Raw genomic sequence first — 22,271 nt, 5'->3', positions numbered from 1 at the left:
CCAGCCTTGTGGCCGGTCTGCCCTTTACTTGGTTGAGTTCACGCTGGGGGACACATTAGCGCGGACCGGCGCCGCCCCTCTGAGCAGCCCCCGTTAATGTCCTAACTGTGGCCTACCTGGACGCGGCTTCGACCGAACCTCTCCATCCCGCGGCCCGTGACGCCTTGCTGGCGGCGATCGACGCCGGCTGGGCCGATCCCGCCCGCCTGTACGGCACGGCGCGCCGCGCCCAGATGTTACTGGAGCGCGCGAGGGCAGAGGTAGCCGAACTGATCGGCGCCCGGCCCGACGAGGTGTCGTTCACCTCGTCGGGGACGCAGGCCGTCCACCTGGGAGTGCTCGGCACGCTGGCCGGCCGCCGCCGGGCCGGCACCCGCCTGGTGGCGGGCGCCGTCGAGCACTCGAGCGTCCTGCACGCGGGCGAGGTCCACGAGCGCGCCGGCGGCGAGGTGGAGATCGTGGGCGTGAGCCGTACGGGCCGGGTGGACGCGGGCGCGTTCGCCGAGGCTGTCGCGCGGCCCGGTACGGCCCTGGCGTGCCTGCAGACGGCCAACCACGAGGTGGGGACCCTTCAGCCGGTGGAGGAGGCGGCGCGGGCGTGCCGGGAGGCGGGCGTGCCGCTGCTGGTCGACGCCGCGCAGTCGGCGGGCCGCCTGCCGGTCCCCGAGGGCTGGTCGGTCCTCACCGCGAGCGCGCACAAGTGGGGCGGCCCGGCCGGGGTGGGTGTGCTGGCGGTGCGCAAGGGCGTGCGCTGGCGCTCGCCGCTGCCCGAGGACGAGCGGGAGCGGCGGCGCGTGCCGGGGTTCGAGAACGTGCCCGCGATCGTGGCCGCCGCCGCGGCGCTGCGCGCCCGGGCCGAGGAGGCGGAGGCCGAGGGGCGGCGGCTGTCCGCCCTGGTCGACCGGATCCGCGCCGAGGTGCCCCGCCTGGTGCCCGATGTGGAGGTCGTCGGAGACCCGGTCCTGCGGCTGCCGCACGTCGTGACGTTCTCCTGTCTGTACGTCGAGGGCGAGGCGCTGCTGACCGAGCTCGACAAGGCCGGTTTCGCCGTCTCGTCCGGCAGCTCCTGCACGGCGAGTACGCTTCGTCCATCGCATGTTCTGGAGGCAATGGGCGTGCTTACGCATGGGAATGTGCGGGTATCGCTGCCCCGTGGCGCGTCCGAGGACGACATCGATCGTTTCCTCGCGGTGCTCCCGGACATCGTGCGGCGGATCCGGTCGAGCTTGGGGGTGCACTGATGTGGCGCAGACGGACGGGCGGCGCCCGGCGGTCTCCCGAGGCGGCTCAGGCCGAGCCCGCCGAGCCGGTCCAGCCGGCGGAGCCGCCCGCGCTGACGATCGACGCGCTGGGCCGCAAGTGCCCGATCCCGATCATCATGCTGGCCGAGCGGATCAACCAGGTGGCGACGGGCGGCGTGGTCGCCGTGCTGGCCGACGACCCCGCCGCGTTCACCGACGTCCCGGCCTGGTGCCGGTTGAAGTCACACGAGCACGTGGGAAGCTACGAGCTGCCGCAGGGCGGCTGGTCCATCCACGTGCGCCGCAACTACTGAGAGCCTGTTTTCAGGCGTAGTGGCAGCGGGCGTGCGCGCCCACCTCGTCGGCCGCCTCGGAGCCGTACGCCGCGGCGAAGCGCTCCAGGAAGACGCGCTGGCCCAGCTTGTACTCCTGGCAGCCGACCTGCTCGAGCACGTGGGTGGCGGTGAGGTTGCCGATCTGGCCGCAGCGCTCCAGCGGCAGTCCCCAGGCGACGCCCGCGAGGAAACCGGCGCGGAAGGCGTCGCCGACGCCGGTCGGGTCGGCCTTGCCCAGCTCCGGAGCCGGCGAGATGTGCAGTGACGGCTCGCCCTTCCGGTCGATCCTGGCGCCCTTGGGCCCGAGGGTGGTCACCCGGACGCCGACCCGGTCGAGGATCTCCTCGCCGGACCAGCCGGTCTTCTGCTCGATCAGCCCGAGCTCGTAGTCGTTGCTGAACAGGTACGCCGCGCCCTCCACGAGCTGGCGGATCTCCTCCCCCGGCATGCGGGCGAGCTGCTGCGACGGGTCGGCGGCGAACGGGATGCCCCGACGGCGCGCCTCGTCGGTGTGCCGCAGCATCGCCGCCGGGTCGTTGGGGCTGATCAGCACGAGGTCGAGCCCGCCGAGACGCTCGGCGATCGGGCCCAGCTCGATCTCCCTCGCCTCGGCCATCGCACCGGTGTAGAACGACGCGATCTGGTTGTGGTCCTCGTCCGTGGTGCACAGGAAGCGCGCCGTGTGGTGCAGCTCGGAGATGTGCACCGAGGCGCAGTCGACGCCGTGGCGCTCCAGCCAGGAGCGGTAGTCGGCGAAGTCGGTGCCGACGGCGCCGACGAGGACCGGGGTGAGCCCCAGGCAGCCCATGCCGAACGTGATGTTGGCCGCGCATCCGCCACGGCGGATCTGCAGATCGTCGACGAGGAACGACAACGACACCCGGTCGAGCTGCTCGGCGATGAGCTGGTCGCCGAAGCGGCCGGGGAACGTCATCAAGTGGTCGGTGGCGATGGAGCCGGTGACGGCGATGCGCACGGGGTCATTCTCCTCGTTGTCAGCATCAGAGAGACAGGGCGGGGACGTTGATCCCGCCGAACCTACTGAGCGTACCGTCTCGTGACATGACGACGCCCCGCACGGAACGATCCGTACGGGGCGCTCGACCCACGCTCCACCGCGGCACGAGCCCGGCGCCGCCGGGCGCGCGCTCGCCGTCAGTCGAACGACGCGCTCGTCAGTTGAACGAGTCGCCGCACGCGCACGACCCCGTCGCGTTGGGGTTGTCGATGGTGAAGCCCTGCTTCTCGATGGTGTCCACGAAGTCGACCGTGGCCCCGACGAGGTACGGCGCGCTCATCCGGTCGGTGACGACGTTCACGCCGCCGAAGGTGGAGACCACGTCGCCGTCCATCGAGCGGTCGTCGAAGAAGAGCTGGTAACGCAGGCCGGAACAGCCACCCGGCTGGACGGCCACCCGAAGCTGAAGCCCTTCCTCGCCCTGCTGCTCGAGCAGGCTCTTGACCTTGGCGGCGGCCGCGTCAGTCAGGATCAGGCCCTGCTGAGTGGTCTCGCTGCTCTCAACCGTCATGTGCTGACTCCCGCGTCTGCGCCAACCGCCCTTCGGGGCGGTCGATTGGTTCCGACGTCCTACCTAGACGCTACCAACACCCGTGAAGCCCTACACATTCCACGTGCATCACGGGCAACCGTGCGACGAACCAGGCGAGGTGATGTGTAATGATTAGTCGTCAGTTAGACGATAAGTCCCCGAGGGGGTGTGGTCGTGACGATCACCGAGACCGGCCTTCCGCTCTTCATCCTCGGCCAGGGCACCGACCCGCACAGCGAACGCGGCGTCGACTGCCCGGGCGAGCTGCCTCCCGCGTCCGATCCGACCCTCGTGGAGCGCGCCCGCGTGGCCAAGGAGCGGCTTGGCGACCGGTTGTTCGTGCTCGGTCACCACTACCAGCGTGACGAGGTCATCCAGTTCGCCGACGTGACCGGCGACTCGTTCAAGCTCGCCCGCGAGGCCGCCGCCCGGCCCGAGGCGGAGTACATCGTGTTCTGCGGTGTCCACTTCATGGCCGAGTCGGCCGACATCCTGACCGGTGACACGCAGAAGGTCGTGCTCCCCGACCTGGCCGCCGGCTGCTCGATGGCCGACATGGCGACCTTCACCCAGGTCGAGGACTGCTGGGACGCCCTGGAGGACGCCGGCATCGCCGACCGGGTGGTGCCGATCACCTACATGAACTCCAGCGCGGACATCAAGGCGTTCTGCGGACGGCACGGCGGCGCCGTGTGCACCTCCTCGAACGCGAAGCGCGCCCTCGACTGGGCCTTCGAGCAGGGCGAGAAGGTGCTGTTCCTGCCCGACCAGCACCTGGGCCGCAACACGGCCGTGCTGGAGATGGGGCTGTCGCTGGACGACTGCGTGGTCTACAACCCGCACCGCCCGAACGGCGGCCTCACCCGGGAGCAGCTGGAGAACGCGAAGATGATCCTGTGGAAGGGCCACTGCTCGGTCCACGGGCGCTTCTCCGCCGCGTGCGTGGACGAGGTGCGGGCCCGCATTCCCGGGGTGAACGTGCTCGTGCACCCCGAGTGCCGCCACGAGGTCGTGACCAAGGCCGACTTCGTCGGCTCGACCGAGTACATCATCCGCAAGCTGGAGGAGGCCCCGGCCGGGTCCTCCTGGGCCGTCGGAACGGAGCTGAACCTGGTGCGCCGCCTGGCCGACCGGTTCTCCGACAAGACCATCACGTTCCTCGACAGGACCGTGTGCTACTGCTCCACCATGAACCGCATCGACCTGCCGCACCTGGTCTGGGCGCTGGAGTCGCTGGCCGACGGCGAGGTCGTCAACCAGATCACCGTCGACGCGGACACCACCCACTGGGCCAAGGTCGCCCTCGACCGCATGCTGGCCCTGCCGTAGTCGTGGCCCTGCGACGCGGGCGCCCCGGATCTCCCGGGGGCGCCCGCGTCTTCAGACCCTGTCCTCAGGTCCCGGCTTCAGATCTTGGCGCGCTCGCGCCAGAATCGCAGCAGCTCGTCGTCGCCGTGGACCGCGTCGGGCTCGCGCCGGTTCCACAGCGTCAGCATCAGGTCCCCGGTCGTCGGCGCGTGTACGACGACGTCGGCCGGGGCGTCGGACCTCTCGTAGGTGAACCCCTCGGGGGTGAGCCGGACGAGCCAGGCCCAGCCCGTGTCGGTCCGCCAGGAGATCGCCTTCCCGTCGCTCCTGAGCTCGGCGACGAGCGGCCGCCACCGGGCGTGCGGAAGCAGGTCGAAGAACTCCTCGACACCGTCGAGCGCGACGTCCTCGTCCACGCCGGGGGTCAGGCCGAGGGCGATCTCGGCGTCGGCGCGGTGGACGACCGTCTCGTGGAGCTGACGGCGCGACCAGAACCGGGCGCTGCGGTCCCCCGTCCAGTCCCACACCTCGGTGTCCGGGTCGCAGCCCTTCAGCGCCTCGGTGAGCTCTACGGCTCCCGCCGCCAGCCAGTCGGCGTAGCCGGAGAAGTCCTCGGGCAGCCCGTGGTCCATGGCGTCGCGGTCGTACCGGCGCGGGGTGGCGTCCCGGACCATGGCCGCCGCCCACCGGTGGATGGCGCCGGTGTGCTCGACCAACTCCCTGAGGTCCCATCCCGGGCAGGTCGGCACGGGCGTGGCGCCGTCCCGTCCCCGTACGGCCTCGGCCATCCGGCCGATCTCCGCGGCCGCGGCCTCGGTGTGCCGCAGGTGGGTCCACTCGGTCATGAGGACTCCCGAAGGGTCAGAGGCCGGGGGCGCCCCAGACGGGAAACCAGCTCGCGAGCTCGGGCTCGATCGTGAGCTCGCGGTCCAGGACGCCGCGCACCTGCAGTTCCAGCGCGTTGTCGCGGCGCGGTTCGCCGATGGGGGCGAAGGGGTAGAACGTGCCGCGCTTGTAGAGATACACGATCGCCAGCCTCCTGTGCGAGGGGTCGGCGAAGGTGACGAGCGAGCACAGCAGCGACGGGCCGAACCCGGCCGACTCCAGAGACGAGTTGGCGGCGTGCAGATCGGTCACGAGCCCGGCCACGTCGGGGTTGCGCACCTGCAGCCAGGTGTAGCCGTAGGAGTCCCGGGAGACGTCGACCCTGCCCATCAGGGCCTCGATGTCCTGTTCGAGCCGGGCGAAGGCGCCGCCCTCCGCGGCGCGGAAGCACACCGAGCCGGTGCCCGCCGGGGCGAATCCGGTGGCGGCCTGCAGCGTGACGGCGGCCGACGGCAGGGCGAACAGCGCGTCCAGGTCGGGCCTGGCGGGCTTGGAGCGGCCGAGCAGGGCGTCGAACCAGCCCATCAGCGCCTCCTCATCAGCGGCCCAGTGCCGTGGAGATCCTGGCGAGCTGGTCCAGCCGGCGCTCCAGGGACGGGTGGGTCGACAGCAGCGAGGCGACGCTCTGGCCCGACAGGGCGGGCACGAAGAAGAAGGCGTTGAACGGCTGCGCCTCGCGCAAATCCCTGGTCGGGATCCTGCCGATGTCGCCGTTGATCTTGACCAGTGCGCTGGCCAGGGCGCTCGGCTGCTGCGTCAGCAGCGCGCCCGCGCGGTCGGCGGCCAGTTCGCGGTAGCGCGACAGCGCCCGCGTCAGCAGGAAGCTGACGGCGTAGACCAGGCCGGAGACCGCGAAGATGATCAGGCCGATCGGGGGTCCGTTGTCGTTCCTCCGGCCGCCCAGACCGGTGTAGAGCGCGAAGCGCGTCATCAGGCCGGCCACGACCCCCAGGAACGAGGCGATCGTCATCACCGCCACGTCCCGGTGGGCCACGTGGGACATCTCGTGGGCCAGCACCCCTTCGAGCTCCCGCGCGTCGAGCCTGCGCAGGATGCCGGTGGTCACGCAGACCACCGAGTTCTTCTGGTTGCGTCCGGTGGCGAACGCGTTCGGGATGTCCGAGTCGGCGATCGCCACCCGCGGCTTCGGCATCCCCGCCATCGCGCTCAGCCGGTCGATGATCCCGTGCAGCTCGGGGGCCTCCTGCGGGGAGACCTCCCGCCCGTGCATCGCGAACAGCGCGATCTTGTCGGACAGGAAGTACTGCGCCAGCAGGAGACCCCCGGCGATCACGAGCACGGTGACCGCACGTACGCCCACCGCGACCAGGACGGCCACGAACGCGACGTAGAGCAGCCCGAGCAGGAACATCGTCACGGTCATCCGGACGGTGAGGCCGCGATCAGGGGCGAACCGCGTGGAGGCCATCAGCCAGGGATGAGCCCGGTGTCCCCGAGCATCTCCCGCACTTCCTCGATCGAGGCGTCGGCCGGCGGCAGGATCAGCTCGGACGGCTCCAGCGAGTCGTCCGGCAGGGCCTTGCCGACGTGACGCACCTTGTCGAGGAGCGCGTGCAGCTTGGTGCGGAACTCGGTCTCGTCGTCCGACTCGATCGCGGCTTCCAGCTCGCTGTCGAGCTCGTTGAGGACGTCGATGTCGGCGGCGCCGATCTCGACCTGTCCCTCACCCATGATTCTGACGATCACAGTCCCTCCCCTGGCTGACGCAGCTGCTGAGTGTGCTGCGGGCTGGACGGGGCGGCCTGGCCCTGCTGGCCGGGCTCGATCGCGCTCCTGGGCGCCGGGCCCTGGCCGAGCTCGGCCTTCATCTTGGCGAGCTCCAGCTCGATGTCCGAGCCGGCGCCCATGCGGTCGAGCTCCGCCTGGATGTCGTCGCGCTGACCGGTGAAGTCGTCCAGCGCGCCGCTGGCCAGCAGCTCGTCGATGGCGCCCGCGCGCGCCTGCATCTGCGCGGTCTTGTCCTCGGCCCGCTGGATGGCCAGGCCGACGTCGCCCATCTCCTCGGAGATGCCGGAGAACGCCTCGTTGATCCGCGTCTGGGCCTCGGCCGCCGTGTAGGTGGCCTTGATGGTCTCCTTCTTCGTACGGAAGGAGTCGACCTTGGCCTGGAGCCGCTGGCTGGCGAGGGTGAGCTTCTCCTCCTCGCCCTGCAGGTTGCTGTACTGGATGCGCAGGTCGGCGATCTGGGCGTTGAGACCGTTGCGGCGGGTCAGCGCCTCGCGGGCCAGATCCTCGCGCCCGGCCGACAGGGCCTGCCTGCTCTGGTTCTCCAGCTTCGTGGCCTGCCCTTCGAGCTGGTTGATCTGCAACTCCACCCGCTTGCGGCTGGTGGCCACGTCGGCCACGCCCCGGCGGACCTTCTGCAGCAGCTCAAGCTGGCGCTGATAGGAATAGTCCAGCGTCTCCCGCGGATCCTCCATCTTGTCCAGGGCCTTGTTGGCCTTGGACTTGAAGATCATGGAAAGTCTCTTCATCACGCTCATGCGCGTCGGCCGTCCCCTTCTCCAAGGTTGTGCGTGGGTGACCCCAGCCGTCTCAAGCCCCTTGTCAGGCGGCGTAGCCGCCTGGGTTCACCCTACGCATAACGCGCGAGGGCGTCACTAAGTTGCACTCCCGGTAGGCTGGGCGACGTGTTCCGACGTCGCAGCCAGACCTCAGCGGAGGACTCCCCCGTCCCTGTAGAGGATCCTAAGCCCCACGGCACCCCGGGTAAGGGCCGTCCCACCCCGAAGAGGAGCGAGGCGCAGGGCCGCCGCCGCTCCCCGGTGACCGCTCCGGCCAACCGCAAGGAGGCCTACCGCCTGGCGCGCGAGCGCGACAAGGCGCTACGCGGCAAGCAGCGCGAAGCCCTGCTACGCGGCGACGAACGGGCGCTGCCGGCACGCGACCGCGGCCCGGTGCGCAAGTTCGCCCGCGACTGGGTGGACGCGCGGCGGCTGCCGGGGCAGTACTTCCTGCCCGTCGTGTTCGTCATCATGCTGCTGTCGATGGTGCCGTTCCCGATCCCGGTCCGCTCGGCCGTCATGCTGGTCTACACGCTGTCGCTGCCGGTCGTGATGGTGCTCGTGCTGGCGAGCTCGTTCTACGTGGCCACGAAGGTGAAGAAGGAGGCGGCGGCGAAGTTCCCGGGCGAGGACCTCAAGGGCGTGGGCTTCTACGCGGCGATGCGCTCGTCCCAGATGCGCCGCCTGCGCTTCCCCAAGCCGGCCGTCCTGCCCGGAGGCCTCCCGGTCGCCCTCAAGAACACGGCCGGCGCGAAGAAGTGACCCGCACGGCCGCCTGACCCCGGCCGCCTAGCCTCGGCCGCCTGACCTCGGCGGCCTCACCTCCACTCCAGGACGCCCTCGCGTACCACGGGGACCGACCCACCCACCGGGCCGCCCTCGGCGAGGGCGTCCGCTGTGGCCTTGAGCAGCGCGTAGTACGACGACCACTCGTCCTCGAAGTACGGCAGCTCCGAGTCCGCCGAGCCCACGCCGCCGGTGGCGGAGCTCGTCACGAGGTAGCCGCCGAAGTCGGAGTCGTAGGCGAAGGGGATGCCTCCGCCCATCTCGCAGGCGTCGGGCCAGGAGGAGACCAGCCCGCGCGCGCCCATGATCGCGTAATTCGACGAGAACCGGAACGCCGCCAGGCCGCGGGCGCCGTTGTGGCGCAGCAGCGAGGCCCTCAGCGAGTCGGGGATGCGCGTCCCCAGCCGCGCCTCGGCCGTCGCCACCAGCCGGCGGCCGGCCGGGCCGTTCAGCGAGGCGTACGTCCTTGGCGCGTGCGCCTTCAGCCATCTCTCTATCCGCCGCCACTGCCGGTTCACCGCGGCCGTCACGCGCCGGGAGACCGGCCGTACGACAGGAGCCGCGGCCTCCTTCCGGACCGCGCACGTGGGAGAGGGGGACGGCGCCGGCCCCTGTGGCGTGGCCTCCGCGCCCGCGGGCCCGGCGGACGGCGCGGAGTCCGGCACGGCGGCGCAACCGGGCGCTGGACAGGACTGGTCGGAAGGCGCTGAGCTCCCCGCCACCTGACAACCGGCCGCGAGACAGGGCTCGACGTCGTTTCCCGCGTACGCCGCCCGGCCGGACGGCGTCCCCGCCTCCGGGCGGAACACGGCGTTGTCCAGCATCTGCGCGCCGAGGGCCAGCAGGCCGAGCGCGACGAGCGCGGCCGTCCAGCGGCGCGCCTTCCTCCCGCGCGGCCGCTCGATCCGGGGGAGCCCGTCGAGGAGACGGGCGATCGGCGCGCCGGCCTCCGGCCGGTCGTACCTCTCGAGGTCCTCGCTCGTGGGCCATCCGAGCACCGGCTCGGGGCCGCGCCCGGCCGGGTCTCCCGCGTCCCGCGGCGGGGCAGGGCGCGGAGCGGCCGGTGCCGGCACTGCGGCACGGCGCCGGCGGGCGACGACGACCAGCCCGGCGGCGACACCGGCGACCAGCGCGACGGCCAGAGCCAGTCGTACGGGGCGAGAAGTGATCAACCGGCGCACGCCGGGCACCCTACCGCGAACCACGCGGAGGAGTGACGCGATGTCATGACCTAAGGTCGGACCCATGGAATACCGTCATCTTGGCCGCAGTGGCCTCATGGTCAGCGAGATCAGCTACGGCAACTGGATCACCCATGGGTCGCAGGTGGAGGAGGACGCCGCCGTCGAGTGCGTCCGCGCGGCTCTCGACGAGGGTGTCACGACCTTCGACACCGCCGACGTCTACGCCGGGACCAGGGCCGAGGAGGTCCTCGGCCGGGCGCTCAAGGGCGTGCGCCGCGAGTCGCTGGAGATCTTCACCAAGGTCTACTGGCCCACCGGGGAGGGCAAGAACGACCGGGGACTGTCCCGCAAGCACATCACCGAGTCGATCAACGGGTCGCTCCGCCGGCTGCAGACCGACTACGTCGACCTCTACCAGGCGCACCGCTACGACGTCGAGACGCCGCTGGAGGAGACCCTGCGGGCCTTCGACGACCTCGTACGGCAGGGCAAGGTGCTGTACGTCGGCGTCAGCGAGTGGTCGGCCGACCAGATCGCCCGGGCCTTGAAGATCGCCGACGACATGGGGTTCGACCGGCTGGTGTCCAACCAGCCGCAGTACTCGATGCTCTGGCGGGTCATCGAGGCCGAGGTCGTGCCGCTGTGCGAGAAGGAGGGCCTGGGCCAGATCGTCTGGTCGCCGATCGCGCAGGGCGTGCTCACCGGCAAGTACCTGCCCGGCCAGCCGCCGCCGGCCGGGTCCCGCGCCACCGACCCGTCCGGCTCGGGCTTCATCGGCCGATTGATGGACGACGACCTGCTGCGCCGGGTGCAGGACCTCAAGCCGATCGCGGCCGACCTCGGGCTCTCGATGGCCCAGCTCGCCGTGGCGTGGGTGCTGCAGAACCCGAACGTGTCGTCGGCCATCATCGGGGCCACCAAGCCCGAGCAGGTGCGCGACAACGTCAAGGCCTCGGGCGTGAAGCTCGACGCCGAGGTGCTCAAGAAGATCGACGACGTGCTCGGCCCGGTCGTCGAGCGTGACCCGGCCAAGACCGTCAGCCCGTCCGCTCGTCCCTGACGCCGTCTCCGGTCCTGCGGACCGGTGTCGTCGCGGGGGTCGCGACCGCGCCCGTCACGGTCCCGGCCCCCGCCCGGCTCACTCGGCGCGCAGGGACATCCCCGAATATTCGATCCGCTCGTCCTCCATGAGCGTCACCTGCTCGACGCCGGCCTCCAGCAGCTCGCGCCAGCTCTCCCCCAGCCACGACTCCGCGTCCGACTGGCTGGAGAAGATCTCCCGGGGCAGCGGCCGGTCCGTGACCTCGCCCCCGTTCGCGTCCTCGTAACGCCACCGCCAAATCATCCGCACCCGCTCCTTCGGTTCCTCGCCGCCCCCGCACCGGGACTTCACGCCGGGGCCGGTGCGGCACAAAGACCGTGCAGCCGGACCCTATCCTCTCTTCCCGGCGTCCACTCCCCCCGCCGACGACGCGGGGCCGCCCGGCGACACGGACGCGGAAAGGCAGCGGCATGAAGATCCGCCTGGAGGGAACCGGCGGCCCGGAGGGCTGGCCCGTTCCCGGCTGTCCCTGCGCGTCCTGCGGCCGGCTCGCCCCCGGCCACCGGCGTCCGGCCTCCATCGTGCTCGACGGCCGCGTACGGCTCACGGACGCCCGCCCGCCCGCGGGGTACGTGATCCGCAGGACGGCCGACGGGTGCGAGGTCACCGGGCCCGGCGGCGGTCGCCTGCTGTACGCCGTGGGGCCCGCCACCGGCTCCCCCGGGCGGGACGCGGACGCGCCCTTCGACGTGGTGCTCATGGACCTGCCCGACCGGCCGGAGCGGCTGGGCGACCTGCGCCGCCGCGGACGGGTCACGCCCGCGACGCGGATCGTCGCGGTGCACCTCGACCACCGCGTCCCCGCGGAGAGCGAACTGGCCCGCCGCCTCGCCCTGTGGGGCGCGACGGCCGTCCTCGACGGGACGGTCATGGACACGGCGAGCGCGGAGGCGGAGCCGTGGGCACGGCCACGCCGGACGCTGCTGCTGGGCGGGTCTCGGTCGGGCAAGTCCGAGGAGGCCGAACTCCGCCTGGCCGCCGAACCCGAGGTGACCTACGTCGCCACCGGGCCCTCGGGTGGTGACGACCCGGCCTGGCTCGCCCGTGTGCGCGCCCACCGTGAACGGCGCCCGGCGCACTGGCGGACCGTGGAGACGACCGACCTCGTGTCCGTCCTGTCCGGCGGTCCGGGGACGTTGCTCATCGACGGGATCGGCACCTGGCTCGCCGCCGCGTTCGACGAGTGCGCCGCCTGGCCGGACGGCACGCCCACGGCCGGCCACCGCGCCGCCCTCGACCGGGTGGCGGAGCGGTGCGACGCGCTGACGGCCGCCTGGCGCGGCACCCGCGCCCGGGTGGTGGCGGTGAGCGACGAGGTGGGCCTCGGGGTGATCCCGGCCACGCCCGCCGGACGGCTGTTCCGCGACGCGCTCGGCCGCCTCAACCAGGCCCTCGCCCGCGAGTCCGAGGACGTCGCCCTGGTGGTCTCCGGCCGGGTCGTCCCGCTGCCCCTGTGACAACTACGATCTGCCCTCGTGCCCGATGAACCCTCCCCCATGAGCGAGCGAACCGGCAAGCACAGTGTGGTTCGCTCATGCGACTCCGAGCCGCCAGGCGAGGCGGGGGCATGAGCGGCCCCGGCGCGGCCTGGCGGCTCGCGGTCGGGACCCTCACGGTCTTCCCCGTACGGCCGGTGGAGGTCGACCGCCGAGTGGCGGGACGCGCGATGTCGCTGGCGCCGTTCGTCGGCCTGCTGCTCGGCCTGGTCGCCGCCGTGGTGCTCGCGGTCGCCGGTGCGGCGTCGGGCTCGCAGCCGCTCGGCGCCGTCCTCGCGGTGGCGGCCCTGGCCTGGCTGACGCGGGCCCTGCATCTGGACGGCCTCGCGGACCTGGCCGACGGGCTCGGCAGCGGCAAGCCGGCCGACGGCGCGCTCGACGTGATGAAGCGCTCCGACATCGGCCCGTTCGGGGTCGTCACCGTCGTGATCGCCCTGCTCGTGCAGGTGGCCGTGCTGTCGCGGGACGGCACGGCCGCCTGGGTCGCGCTGGTGGCGGCCGCGGCGACCGGCAGGCTGGCCGTCACGTGGGCCTGCCGCGAGGGCGTGCCCGCCGCCCGGCCCACCGGCCTCGGCGCGCTCGTCGCCGGCACCGTGCGACGGGGCGCCGCTGTCGGGGCCACCCTCGCGACGGCCGCCGTGATCGCGGTGCTCGCCCTCATGGCGGCCGCCGGCCCGTCGCTGCTGGGCTACTGCTGGCCGTTCGATCTGTCGAACCCCTTCGGCCACGCCCATCCCGAGCTGATCCCCTATTCCGGGGTGACCTACGGGCACACCGTCTACACGGGCCTGCGGCCCGCCGGGTTGCTGCATAGCCTGTCGGACGATCCGTATCTGATCACGACGGCCGGGCTGCTGCCGGCGATGGCCGCCGGGCTGGGGGCCGCCGCGCTGCTGCGCCGCCGGGCCGTACGGCGGCTGGGCGGCGTCACGGGCGACGTGCTCGGCGCCCTGGTGGAGACGGCCACGACGGTCACGCTGCTGGCCGCCGCCCTGCTGGTGTGACGTTCGTGAGCGCGCACGTCAGCGCGGCGCGGTGACGGGACGCAGCCGGTAGACGACGAGGACGACGGCCGCGAGCGGCACCCAGCCGACGATCCCGCTGATCCCGGCGAGCGCCGGGTTCGGCGGAGCCGCCGCGTCGCCGAGGAGCAGCGCCAGGCCCGCCGTGGCGTTCACCGAGGCGTGCGCGATGACCGCGGGCCACACGCTGCGCGAGCGCAGCCGCATCCAGCCGAGCAGCGCCCCGAAGATGACGCAGAAGCCGATGAACAGCGCCGCCGCCCAGGCGCCGAGCTGCGGGTAGTTGTAGCCCTTCAGCGTGAGGGGTGCGTGCCAGAGACCCCAGATCACGCCGGACAGCACCAGCGCGGGCCACACGCGGCGCGCGCCCGGCGCGGACGAGACGGCCGGGTCGCCGAGCAGGCGCGGCAGCAGCCAGCCCCGCCAGCCCCACTCCTCCCCCAGCGCGGGGATCGCGTTGATGAACGGGGCGATCAGCACGGCCTGCACGGCCTGCACGGCGTACAGGATCCGCGGGTCCAGCGGCACCTTGTCGAGGGTCGCGCCCAGTTGCGCGCGATACAGGCTCAGGCCGGCGACGTCGAGGCTCACGACGCCGGCGGCGGCGCTGGCCAGGAGGGCGACGGCCACGAGAAGCGGCACGCCGAGCAGGGCCGTCACCAGGAGAGCGGCCGTCCTGCCCCGGTCCGGTCCGAGCGTGAGCCCGGTCGCCCGCGCCCATTCCTTCAGCGGCGTGCCGCGCCGCCGGGTGAGCCACACGGCCAGTACGCCCAGGGAGGGGGTGAACATGATCAGAACGCCGAGGAGCTGGAAGGCCGGCGGCCCCAGCGGTACGGCCCGCGTCCAGAGGGGCAGCGCGATCAGCCACGAGGCTCCGAACGCGACGAGAAGGAAGAGCCAGACATCGGCGTTGCGCCGGATCACGGTCGTCACCTTTCGACGGAGGGCTGCTGCCGGGCGATGAGGGCGTTGAGCAGGGCGGCGCCGGTCTCGGCGTCGTCCACGGTGATGGCGAGCCGCCCGCCGGAGGTGTACCGCACGACCAGGCACTCGCCGCCGCGGATCATGATCGTGGCCCGTCCCGGGAGGCCGCGGTAGCCCCATCCGCCCACCTGGGCCGGATACCGCTCCTCCACCCACGCCTGCTCGACGTGGTCCAGTCGCACCCTGCGAGAGGGCCACCGCAGCGGGCCGACCGACACGGTCAGCGCTTCGGGGACGACCCGCACCGAGACCGACGACACCGCCAGACCGACCACGCCCACCAGGGCGAGCGGCACCACGGCGCCCCAGCCTCCGCCGAACAGGCCGGACAGGGCCGCCCCCGCCAGCGCCACAGCGGTGGCGAGCGCCACGAGCGCGAGCCGGGTCGCCCACGGCGCGGTGGCGGTGGAGACCCACACCGGCCGCTTTCCGGGATCGAGGTCGATGAGCGGTCCCCTCTGCGGTGGCCCCGAGGGAACGTCCGGGCCGCGACGGCCGGCGAGCCAGCCCAGTGCCCCGAGCGCGATCGGCGCGGCGACGACCACCGCGACCTGCCAGCTCAGGCCCGCCGCGCGGGTCCAGTGGCCGCGGTCGAGGTTGGCGGCGATCGTGAAGGCCTGCGTGACGACCGTGAACGCGCCCGCCCAGGCCAGCCCGGCGCAGAACCAGGCGCGCGACGCCCGGCGGACCGGCGTGCGGCCCCGCGCCGCGACGCCCGCGCCGATCCCCGCGACGACGGCCCACAGCGCGACCGTGAAGAGCACGAAGGCCGCGAACGCCATGGAGCCGTCGGGCCGCCCGGACGGCCCCCAATGAGTGGCCAGCGGGTCGGGCAGGCGGCCGGCGAACGCCAGCGGCACCGCCACGAGCACGGCGGCGACCAGGACGGCCCAGGCCGCGGCGGCCAGCAGGAATCGGATACGGAAGCCGGTTACGGAGGTGTCCTGCGGGTCGGTCATGCCATTTCCTCGCTGAGGTCCTTGATGAGAGCGACGACGTCGTCGGCGGTGAGGCCATACCGGGCGGCCTCCTCGAGCAGGTCGCGCGCACGCGTCCTGAGCGCCGCGCGGCCGTCCGGCCGCCGCAGCACCGACACGCCGCGCCCGCGGCGGAACTCCAGCAGGCCCTCGTCCCGCAGGTCGCGCAGCGAGCGCAGCACCGTGTTCGCGTTGACGCCCAGCGCGTGGGCCAGGTCGCGGGCCGGCGGCAGCCGATCGCCGGGGGCGATGTCCCCGGCCCCGATCGCGCGCCTTATGGCGGCGGCCACCTGTTCGTGCAGCGGCCGCGGATCGTTGAGATCGAGCGTGAGCAACATAGTGCTATTTACATTAGCACCATACGTCCGAAAGATCGCGATGGTGCTAGTTTCACTGGCACCATCAAGATTACCGATAGGTAGGATGAACCCTCGTTTATGCGTAGCCGAGTAAGCCCAGCTAGCATCGGCTCACGTGACCACAGTGCGCATAAACGCATCTGACGCGGTCTCCATCGAGACCAGTGCTCTCATAATCGGCGTCCACACGACCCCGGAGGGTCCACGCCCGGCTCCCGGAGGCGAAGGCCTCGACCAGGCCCTGGACGGACGACTCGCCGAGATCCTCACCACCATGGGGTTCACCGGCAAGGCCGAAGAGGTCGTCAAGATCCCGACCCTCGGGGCGCTGCCCGCGCCCGTCGCCGTCGCCGTGGGCCTCGGCGACGCGCCGCAGGCCGCCCCCCAGGACGGCCCAGAGGACGGCTACGACCTGGAAACCCTGCGCCGCGCGGCCGGAGCGGCCGTCCGCTCACTCGCCGGCACGGCGTCCGCCGCGCTCGCTCTGCCCGCCCGTACGGCCGCCGAGGCGGAGGCCGTGGCGCTGGGCGGCCTGCTGGGCGCCTACGACTTCACGCGCTACCGCACCGGCGGTGACCGCAAGCCGCCGGTCGGCGAGCTGACCGTCCTGTCCGGCGCGGCCGGGGCCGAGGAGGCCGTCGCGCACGCGGCGACGCTCGCCGACGCCGTCACCCTCGTCCGCGACCTGGTGAACACGCCGCCGTCGGACCTGTGGCCCGCGCGCTTCGCCGAGATCGCCCAGGAGACCGGCGGCGAGGCCGGCCTGTCGGTCGAGGTTCTGGACGAGGTCAGGCTCAAGGAGGACGGCTACGGCGGCATCGTCGGCGTCGGCCAGGGCTCGGTCAACCCGCCGCGCCTGGTCCGCGTCGCCTACAGCCACCCCGAGGCCAGCCGGAAGGTCGCGTTCGTCGGCAAGGGCATCACCTTCGACTCCGGCGGCCTTTCGCTCAAGCCCTCCGCCTCCATGGACTGGATGAAGTCGGACATGGGCGGGGCGGGAGCCGTGTTCGGCGCGCTCCTCGCGATCGCCAGGCTGGGCCTGCGCGTCAACGCGGTCGGCTACCTCTGCCTCGCCGAGAACATGCCCTCGGGCAGCGCCCAGCGCCCCTCCGACGTCCTGCACACCTACAGCGGCAAGACCGTGGAGGTGCTCGACACCGACGCCGAGGGCCGCCTGGTGCTGATCGACGGCATCGCCCGTGCCACCGAGGACGAGCCCGACGTGATCATCGACGTCGCCACCCTGACCGGCGCCCAGATCGTGGCGCTCGGGTGGCGTACGGCCGGCGTGATGGCCAACGACGACGCCCTGCGCGAGGAGATCGTCCGCATCGCCGGCGAGCAGGGTGAGGGCGCCTGGGGCATGCCGCTGCCCGCCGAGCTGCGCAAGGGGCTCGACTCCGCGGTCGCCGACATCGCCAACCTCCAGCCCGAGCGGTGGGGCAGCATGCTCGCCGCGGGCATCTTCCTGCGGGAGTTCGTCCCCGCGGGCGTCCGCTGGGCGCACGTGGACATGGCCGGGCCGGCGTTCAACAAGGGCGAGCCGCACGGCTACACGCCCAAGGGCGGCACCGGCGCGCTGACCCGCACGCTCGTCGCCGTCGCCGAGCACTACGCGGGGAACGGCACGTCCCCGCAGGCTGTTTAAACAGAAAGAGCCTTCGCGGGCTGTTCGAAAACGGAAGACGGCTCCGTCGCGGCATGCCCGCGCGGGCCCGGGCCGGGGCCACGATCTTCCGGGACAAGTGAAAAGATGCTGCCGGGTCCACCCGGCGGTGTGAATACGACCAAGGAGCATTCCAGTGGCTGATGGCAGCGGCCCCTACGACATCGTCGTCCTAGGTGGCGGTAGCGGTGGTTACGCCTGTGCCCTGCGGGCGGCCGAGCTCGGCATGAACGTCGTCCTCATCGAGAAGGACAAGGTCGGGGGCACCTGCCTGCACCGCGGCTGCATCCCCACCAAGGCGCTGCTGCACGCGGCCGAGCTCGCCGACCAGGCCCGCGAGGGTGAGTCGTTCGGCGTCCGCACCCGGCTGGAGGGCATCGACGTCCCCGGCGTCCACGCGTACAAGGACAAGGTGATCGGGGGCCTCTACAAGGGCCTGGCCGGACTCATCAAGAGCAAGAAGATCACCGTGGTCGAGGGCGAGGGCCGCCTGGCGGGTCCCAACCGCGTCGTGGTCGGCGACCAGGTCTACGAGGGCCGCAACGTCGTGCTGGCGACCGGCTCTGTGCCGAAGTCGCTGCCCGGCCTCGACATCGACGGCGAGAAGGTGATCAGCAGCGACCACGCGCTGGTCCTCGACCGGATCCCGTCCTCGGTCGTCATCCTGGGCGGCGGCGTCATCGGCGTCGAGTTCGCCAGCGTGTGGCGCTCGTTCGGCGCCGAGGTCACGATCGTCGAGGCGCTGCCGCACCTGCTGCCGCTGGAGGACGAGTCCAGCTCCAAGCTGCTGGAGCGCGCGTTCCGCCGCCGGGGCATCAAGTACGAGCTGGGCGCCCGGTTCGAGAGCGTCAAGACCACCGACACCGGGGTCGTCGTCTCCCTGGAGAACGGCAAGACCCTCGACGCCGAGATCATGCTCGTCGCCGTCGGCCGCGGCCCGGTCTCGGCCGGCCTCGGCTTCGAGGAGAACGGCGTCGCGACGGAGCGCGGCTACGTGCTCGTCAACGAGTTCTGCCAGACCAGCGTGCCGGGCGTGTACGCCGTGGGCGACCTGATCCCCACGCTGCAGCTCGCCCACGTCGGCTTCGCCGAGGGCATCCTGGTCGCCGAGCACATCGCGGGGCTGAACCCGGTGCCGATCGACTACGACGGCGTGCCGCGCATCACCTACTCCGAGCCCGAGGTCGCGTCGGTGGGCGTCGCCACGTCGGTCGCCCGCGAGCGCGGTCACGACGTCGTCGAGCTGAACTACAACCTCGCCGGCAACGGCAGGAGCAAGATCCTGCAGACCCAGGGCGAGGTCAAGGTCGTCGCCGAGCGCGACGGCCGGGTGCTCGGCGTCCACATGGTCGGCAGCCGGGTGGGCGAGCTGATCGCGGAGGCTCAGCTGATCTTCAACTGGGAGGCCACGGCCACCGACGTCGCCCAGCTCATCCACCCGCACCCGACCCAGTCCGAGGCCCTCGGCGAGGCCATGCTGGCCCTGGCCGGCAAGCCGCTGCACGTCCACAACTGAAGCCCTCCTAGCGAACGCGAGAGAAGACACACCATGCCGGTCTCCGTAACCATGCCCCAGCTCGGCGAGAGCGTTACCGAGGGCACCGTCACCCGCTGGCTGAAGAAGGAAGGCGACCGCGTCGAGGCCGACGAGCCGCTCCTCGAGGTGTCGACCGACAAGGTCGACACCGAGATCCCTTCGCCGTCCGCCGGCTACCTGACCAAGATCATCGTTGCCGAGGACGAGACGGTCGAGGTCGGCGCCGAGCTCGCCCTGATCGACTCCGAGGCGGGCGCCGCTCCGGCCGCCGCCGAGCCCGCGGCGCCGGCTCCCGCCCCGCAGCCCGAGCCCGAGCCGGAGCCCGCTCCGGCCCCGCAGCAGGCGGCGGCGCCCGAGCCCGCACCCGCCGCGCCGATCTCGTCGATCCCGCAGCCCGCGCCCTCCGTGGTGACTCCGCAGCCGGCGCCCCCGGCGCCCGCTCCGGCTCCGCAGGCTCCGGCTCCGCAGCCGCAGGCGCCCGCCCCGGCCGCGCAGCCGAGCGAGCCGACCCCGCTGCCCACGTCCGGCGAGAGCCCGTACGTCACGCCGCTGGTCCGCAAGCTCGCCGCCGAGCACGGCGTCGACCTCGACGCGCTGAACGGCACCGGCGTCGGCGGCCGGATCCGCAAGCAGGACGTGATCGAGGCCGCCCGCGTCCAGCGTGAGCAGGCCGCCGCCGCTGCCGCCGCTCCCGCGGCCCCGCAGGCGGCGCCCGCCCCGGCCCAGGCTCCCGCCGCCCCGGCCGCCGCCGCGCCCGCCGCGTCGGAGGTGCGGGTGGACACCACGCTGCGCGGCCGTACGGAGAAGATGTCGCGCCTGCGGCAGACCATCGCCAAGCGCATGGTGGAGTCGCTGCAGGTCTCGGCCCAGCTCACCACCGTGGTCGAGGTCGACGTCACCCGCATCGCCCGCCTGCGCGACCGGGCCAAGGGCGAGTTCCTGCGGCGCGAGGGCGTGAAGCTGTCGTTCATGCCGTTCTTCGCGCTGGCCGCGGTCGAGGCGCTCAAGCAGCACCCGAAGCTGAACGCCACGATCAACAGCGAGACCAACGAGGTCACCTACTTCGACGTCGAGCACCTCGGCTTCGCGACCGACACCGAGCGCGGCCTGCTCGTCCCGGTGATCAAGAACGCGGGCGACCTCAACATCGCCGGGCTCGCCCGTAAGATCGCCGACCTCGCCGAGCGCACCCGCACCAACAAGGTGAGCCCGGACGAGATCACCGGCGGCACGTTCACGCTGACCAACACCGGCAGCCGGGGCGCGCTGTTCGACACGCCGATCCTCAACCAGCCGCAGGTCGGCATGCTGGGCACCGGCGCGGTCGTCAAGCGCCCGGTCGTCGTGGACACCCCGGAGGGCGAGGTCATCGCGGTCCGCTCGATGGTGTACCTCGCGCTCAGCTACGACCACCGACTGGTCGACGGCGCCGACGCGGCCCGCTTCCTCACGACGGTCAAGCACCGTCTCGAGGAGGGCCGCTTCGAGGCCCAGCTCGGCCTGGCGTAGCCGTACGCCCGGGGCCGGCGCGAGCCGTACAGCCCGGACGCGACTGGGGCCGTCCCGCGTTTCGCGGGGCGGCCCCCTTCGTTTCCGGGTAGTGATCGATGCGTGGAGACGATGACGACAGTGGTGACGGGCTCCTCGGGGCTGCTCGGGACGGCTCTGGTGCGCGCGCTGCGCGCCGACGGGCACGAGGTGCGCCGTCTCGTACGGCGCGCGCCCGCCGGGCCCGACGAGTGCTTCTGGGACCCTGCGGGCGGCGTGCTCGACCCCGGGGCGCTGGAGGGCGCGGACGCCGTCGTCCACCTGGCCGGCGCCGGGATCGGCGACCGCCGGTGGTCCGAGGCGTACAAGCGGGAGCTGGTGGAGAGCCGGGTCAGCGGCACGCGCACCCTCGCCGAGGCGCTGGCCCGCGCCGACGGCGGACCGCGGGTGCTGCTGTCCTCCTCCGCGATCGGCTTCTACGGCGACACCGGCGATCGCGCGGTGGACGAGTCCGCGCCGGCGGGCACGGGCTTCCTGGCCGATCTGGTGCGCCGCTGGGAGGCCGCCGCCGCACCTGCGGGGGAGGCGGGCGTGCGGGTGACGCCGCTGCGTACGGGTGTCGTGCTCAGCGGCCGCGGCGGCGCGCTCGCCCGGATGCTGCCGATCTTCAAGATGGGCGCGGGCGCCGTGCTCGGCAGCGGCAGGCAGTACGTCTCGTGGATCTCACTCCCCGACTGGGTGGACGCGGTCCGCTTCCTGCTCGCGCACGAGCTGGCCGGGCCGGTGAACCTCACGGCTCCGGAGCCGGTGACCAACGCCGAGTACACCGCCGCTCTCGCGAAGGCGCTGCGGCGCCCGACGATGCCGCTGCCTGCCCCGCGTCTCGCGCTGCGCCTGGCGCTCGGGGAGTTCGCGGAGGAGGCCCTGCTCGCCGGACAGCGGGTGCTCCCCCGGCGGCTGCTCGACGCGGGTCACCGGTTCGCCCATCCCACCGTCGGCGAGGCGCTGGCCGCCGTACTCTAAAGAGTCATTCGATCCGGGAACGGGAGTGGTGGGCATGAGCCGCATCGGGCAGTCGCACATCGTCGCCATCGGAGGCGGGTCGTTCCGGCAGACGGAGCGATACGGGTTCATCGAGCCGACCGCTCTGCTGCGTTACGTCCTCGACCTGACCGGTCAGGACCGGCCCAAGCTCGGCCTGCTCGCCACGGCCACGGGGGACGACGCCGACTGGCTGCTCAAGATGTACGGCGCGTTCGCCCGCTGGGACGTCGAGGTGAGCCACCTGACGGTCTTCCCGATGCCGAACGTCGAGGACCCCCGCGAGTGGATCCTGGAGCAGGACGCGATCTACGTGAGCGGCGGCAGCGTCGCCAACCTCGCCGCGCTGTGGCGGCTGCACGGCCTGGACGAGGCGTTCGCCGAGGCGTGGCGGGCGGGGATCGTGCTGTCCGGGCAGAGCGCCGGCGCGCTGTGCTGGCACGTCGGCGGCAACACCGACTCGTTCGGGCCGAGACTGCGGCCCTGGGCCGAGGGCCTGGGCCTGCTCCCCTACTCCTGCGGCGTCCACTACAACTCCGACCCTCAGCGGCGGGCGCTGCTGCACGAGTCGGTCGCGTCGGGCGAGCTGCCCGAGGGATACGCCGCCGACGAGGGCGTGGCGCTGCACTACGTGGGCACGGAGTTCATCCAGGCCGTGACCACCGACCCCGAGGGGTACGCCTACCGGATCGAGCGGGACGGGCCCGCCGTCAAGGAGCTGCGTATCGAGCCCCGGCTGCTGACCTCTACTCTGTCAGCTGCTCGTCCCTGAAGGGTCGAGCTTG

Annotated in this window: 24 protein-coding genes; 12 read left to right on the top strand and 12 right to left on the bottom strand. The window is 72.5% G+C overall.

Going from position 1 to position 22,271, the window contains the following annotated elements:
- Positions 1–107: 107 nt before the first annotated feature.
- Positions 108–1,241: a cysteine desulfurase family protein gene (locus FH610_RS29025; RefSeq protein ID WP_139578196.1), complete on the top strand. Its 1,134-nt coding sequence runs from the start codon at positions 108–110 to the stop codon at positions 1,239–1,241.
- A 92-nt stretch (positions 1,242–1,333) separates the two neighbouring features.
- Complete coding sequence (locus FH610_RS45330; RefSeq protein ID WP_225898452.1) at positions 1,334–1,555, top strand: sulfurtransferase TusA family protein; 222 nt, start codon at positions 1,334–1,336, stop codon at positions 1,553–1,555.
- Positions 1,556–1,565: 10 nt separating this feature from the next.
- Here FH610_RS45330 and FH610_RS29015 read toward each other — a convergent pair whose 3' ends face one another.
- A complete protein-coding gene (locus FH610_RS29015; protein WP_139578194.1) occupies positions 1,566–2,552 on the bottom strand; it encodes a carbohydrate kinase family protein in 987 nt (328 codons plus the stop codon).
- 199 nt (positions 2,553–2,751) lie between these two features.
- The gene (gene erpA / locus FH610_RS29010) at positions 2,752–3,105 is read right to left on the bottom strand and encodes an iron-sulfur cluster insertion protein ErpA (protein WP_036321717.1); all 354 of its coding nucleotides are present in this window, start codon (positions 3,103–3,105) and stop codon (positions 2,752–2,754) included.
- A 195-nt stretch (positions 3,106–3,300) separates the two neighbouring features.
- Between erpA and nadA the strand changes: the two genes are divergently transcribed.
- Positions 3,301–4,455, top strand: coding sequence for a quinolinate synthase NadA (gene nadA, locus FH610_RS29005; RefSeq protein ID WP_205826147.1), 1,155 nt, complete (start codon positions 3,301–3,303; stop codon positions 4,453–4,455).
- Positions 4,456–4,532: 77 nt separating this feature from the next.
- Here the strand turns inward: nadA and FH610_RS29000 are convergent, their stop codons facing one another.
- The 5 genes from FH610_RS29000 to FH610_RS28980 are packed head-to-tail and all read right to left on the bottom strand — an operon-like array spanning position 4,533 to position 7,823.
- On the bottom strand, positions 4,533–5,279 hold the full coding sequence (locus FH610_RS29000) for a maleylpyruvate isomerase N-terminal domain-containing protein (RefSeq protein ID WP_139578192.1): 747 nt from the start codon (positions 5,277–5,279) through the stop codon (positions 4,533–4,535).
- Between the two features lie 16 nt (positions 5,280–5,295).
- Positions 5,296–5,844: a PspA-associated protein PspAB gene (pspAB, locus tag FH610_RS28995; RefSeq protein ID WP_139578191.1), complete on the bottom strand. Its 549-nt coding sequence runs from the start codon at positions 5,842–5,844 to the stop codon at positions 5,296–5,298.
- Between the two features lie 13 nt (positions 5,845–5,857).
- Positions 5,858–6,748 (bottom strand): zinc metalloprotease HtpX, encoded by an 891-nt coding sequence (gene htpX / locus FH610_RS28990; RefSeq protein ID WP_139578190.1) that lies wholly within the window; start codon positions 6,746–6,748, stop codon positions 5,858–5,860.
- Positions 6,748–7,026 (bottom strand): PspA-associated protein PspAA, encoded by a 279-nt coding sequence (pspAA, locus tag FH610_RS28985; protein WP_030508884.1) that lies wholly within the window; start codon positions 7,024–7,026, stop codon positions 6,748–6,750. The genes htpX and pspAA overlap by 1 nt, the downstream gene beginning before the upstream one ends.
- Positions 7,023–7,823 carry a PspA/IM30 family protein gene (locus tag FH610_RS28980; RefSeq protein ID WP_139578189.1) on the bottom strand — a complete coding sequence of 267 codons (801 nt, stop codon included), beginning with the start codon at positions 7,821–7,823 and terminating at the stop codon, positions 7,023–7,025. Before FH610_RS28980 ends, pspAA begins: the two co-directional genes overlap by 4 nt.
- Positions 7,824–7,970: 147 nt before the next feature.
- Between FH610_RS28980 and FH610_RS28975 the strand changes: the two genes are divergently transcribed.
- Positions 7,971–8,606 (top strand): DUF3043 domain-containing protein, encoded by a 636-nt coding sequence (locus FH610_RS28975; protein WP_139578188.1) that lies wholly within the window; start codon positions 7,971–7,973, stop codon positions 8,604–8,606.
- Positions 8,607–8,662: 56 nt separating this feature from the next.
- Here the strand turns inward: FH610_RS28975 and FH610_RS28970 are convergent, their stop codons facing one another.
- Positions 8,663–9,811 carry a hypothetical protein gene (locus tag FH610_RS28970; RefSeq protein WP_139578187.1) on the bottom strand — a complete coding sequence of 383 codons (1,149 nt, stop codon included), beginning with the start codon at positions 9,809–9,811 and terminating at the stop codon, positions 8,663–8,665.
- Positions 9,812–9,875: 64 nt separating this feature from the next.
- On the opposite strand from FH610_RS28970, the gene FH610_RS28965 reads away from it, so the two are divergent.
- Positions 9,876–10,874, top strand: a complete 999-nt coding sequence (locus FH610_RS28965) for an aldo/keto reductase family protein (RefSeq protein ID WP_139578186.1) — start codon at positions 9,876–9,878, stop codon at positions 10,872–10,874.
- A gap of 78 nt (positions 10,875–10,952) precedes the next feature.
- Here FH610_RS28965 and FH610_RS28960 read toward each other — a convergent pair whose 3' ends face one another.
- The gene (locus tag FH610_RS28960) at positions 10,953–11,159 is read right to left on the bottom strand and encodes a hypothetical protein (protein WP_139578251.1); all 207 of its coding nucleotides are present in this window, start codon (positions 11,157–11,159) and stop codon (positions 10,953–10,955) included.
- A 167-nt stretch (positions 11,160–11,326) separates the two neighbouring features.
- On the opposite strand from FH610_RS28960, the gene FH610_RS28955 reads away from it, so the two are divergent.
- A complete protein-coding gene (locus FH610_RS28955; RefSeq protein WP_139578185.1) occupies positions 11,327–12,373 on the top strand; it encodes a bifunctional adenosylcobinamide kinase/adenosylcobinamide-phosphate guanylyltransferase in 1,047 nt (348 codons plus the stop codon).
- Positions 12,374–12,483: 110 nt separating this feature from the next.
- A complete protein-coding gene (locus FH610_RS28950; protein WP_139578184.1) occupies positions 12,484–13,416 on the top strand; it encodes an adenosylcobinamide-GDP ribazoletransferase in 933 nt (310 codons plus the stop codon).
- Between the two features lie 18 nt (positions 13,417–13,434).
- On the opposite strand, the gene FH610_RS28945 is transcribed toward FH610_RS28950, so the two are convergent.
- From FH610_RS28945 to FH610_RS28935, 3 genes are read right to left on the bottom strand one after another with little or no spacing between them, the layout of a single operon-like run.
- Positions 13,435–14,358 (bottom strand): CPBP family intramembrane glutamic endopeptidase, encoded by a 924-nt coding sequence (locus FH610_RS28945; protein ID WP_205826146.1) that lies wholly within the window; start codon positions 14,356–14,358, stop codon positions 13,435–13,437.
- A gap of 5 nt (positions 14,359–14,363) precedes the next feature.
- Positions 14,364–15,377, bottom strand: a complete 1,014-nt coding sequence (locus FH610_RS28940) for a DUF1648 domain-containing protein (protein ID WP_139578183.1) — start codon at positions 15,375–15,377, stop codon at positions 14,364–14,366.
- On the bottom strand, positions 15,374–15,733 hold the full coding sequence (locus FH610_RS28935) for a GntR family transcriptional regulator (protein ID WP_139578182.1): 360 nt from the start codon (positions 15,731–15,733) through the stop codon (positions 15,374–15,376). Before FH610_RS28935 ends, FH610_RS28940 begins: the two co-directional genes overlap by 4 nt.
- A gap of 136 nt (positions 15,734–15,869) precedes the next feature.
- On the opposite strand from FH610_RS28935, the gene FH610_RS28930 reads away from it, so the two are divergent.
- The 5 genes from FH610_RS28930 to FH610_RS28910 all read left to right on the top strand — a co-directional run bounded on the left by FH610_RS28930 (position 15,870) and on the right by FH610_RS28910 (position 22,258).
- Entirely contained in the window at positions 15,870–17,402 is a 1,533-nt protein-coding gene (locus FH610_RS28930; protein ID WP_139578181.1) for a leucyl aminopeptidase, read from the top strand.
- Between the two features lie 154 nt (positions 17,403–17,556).
- Complete coding sequence (lpdA, locus tag FH610_RS28925) at positions 17,557–18,936, top strand: dihydrolipoyl dehydrogenase (RefSeq protein WP_139578180.1); 1,380 nt, start codon at positions 17,557–17,559, stop codon at positions 18,934–18,936.
- 33 nt (positions 18,937–18,969) lie between these two features.
- Complete coding sequence (gene sucB, locus FH610_RS28920; protein ID WP_139578179.1) at positions 18,970–20,466, top strand: 2-oxoglutarate dehydrogenase, E2 component, dihydrolipoamide succinyltransferase; 1,497 nt, start codon at positions 18,970–18,972, stop codon at positions 20,464–20,466.
- Positions 20,467–20,577: 111 nt separating this feature from the next.
- Entirely contained in the window at positions 20,578–21,468 is an 891-nt protein-coding gene (locus FH610_RS28915; protein WP_139578178.1) for a TIGR01777 family oxidoreductase, read from the top strand.
- Positions 21,469–21,502: 34 nt separating this feature from the next.
- Positions 21,503–22,258 (top strand): Type 1 glutamine amidotransferase-like domain-containing protein, encoded by a 756-nt coding sequence (locus tag FH610_RS28910; RefSeq protein WP_139578177.1) that lies wholly within the window; start codon positions 21,503–21,505, stop codon positions 22,256–22,258.
- Positions 22,259–22,271: the final 13 nt, after the last annotated feature.

This window comes from Microbispora catharanthi (assembly GCF_006334915.2).
GTDB lineage: Bacteria > Actinomycetota > Actinomycetes > Streptosporangiales > Streptosporangiaceae > Microbispora > Microbispora catharanthi.
The sequence above is the reverse complement of the archived record's forward strand: the minus strand, read 5'-3'. Positions and strand labels throughout refer to the sequence as shown.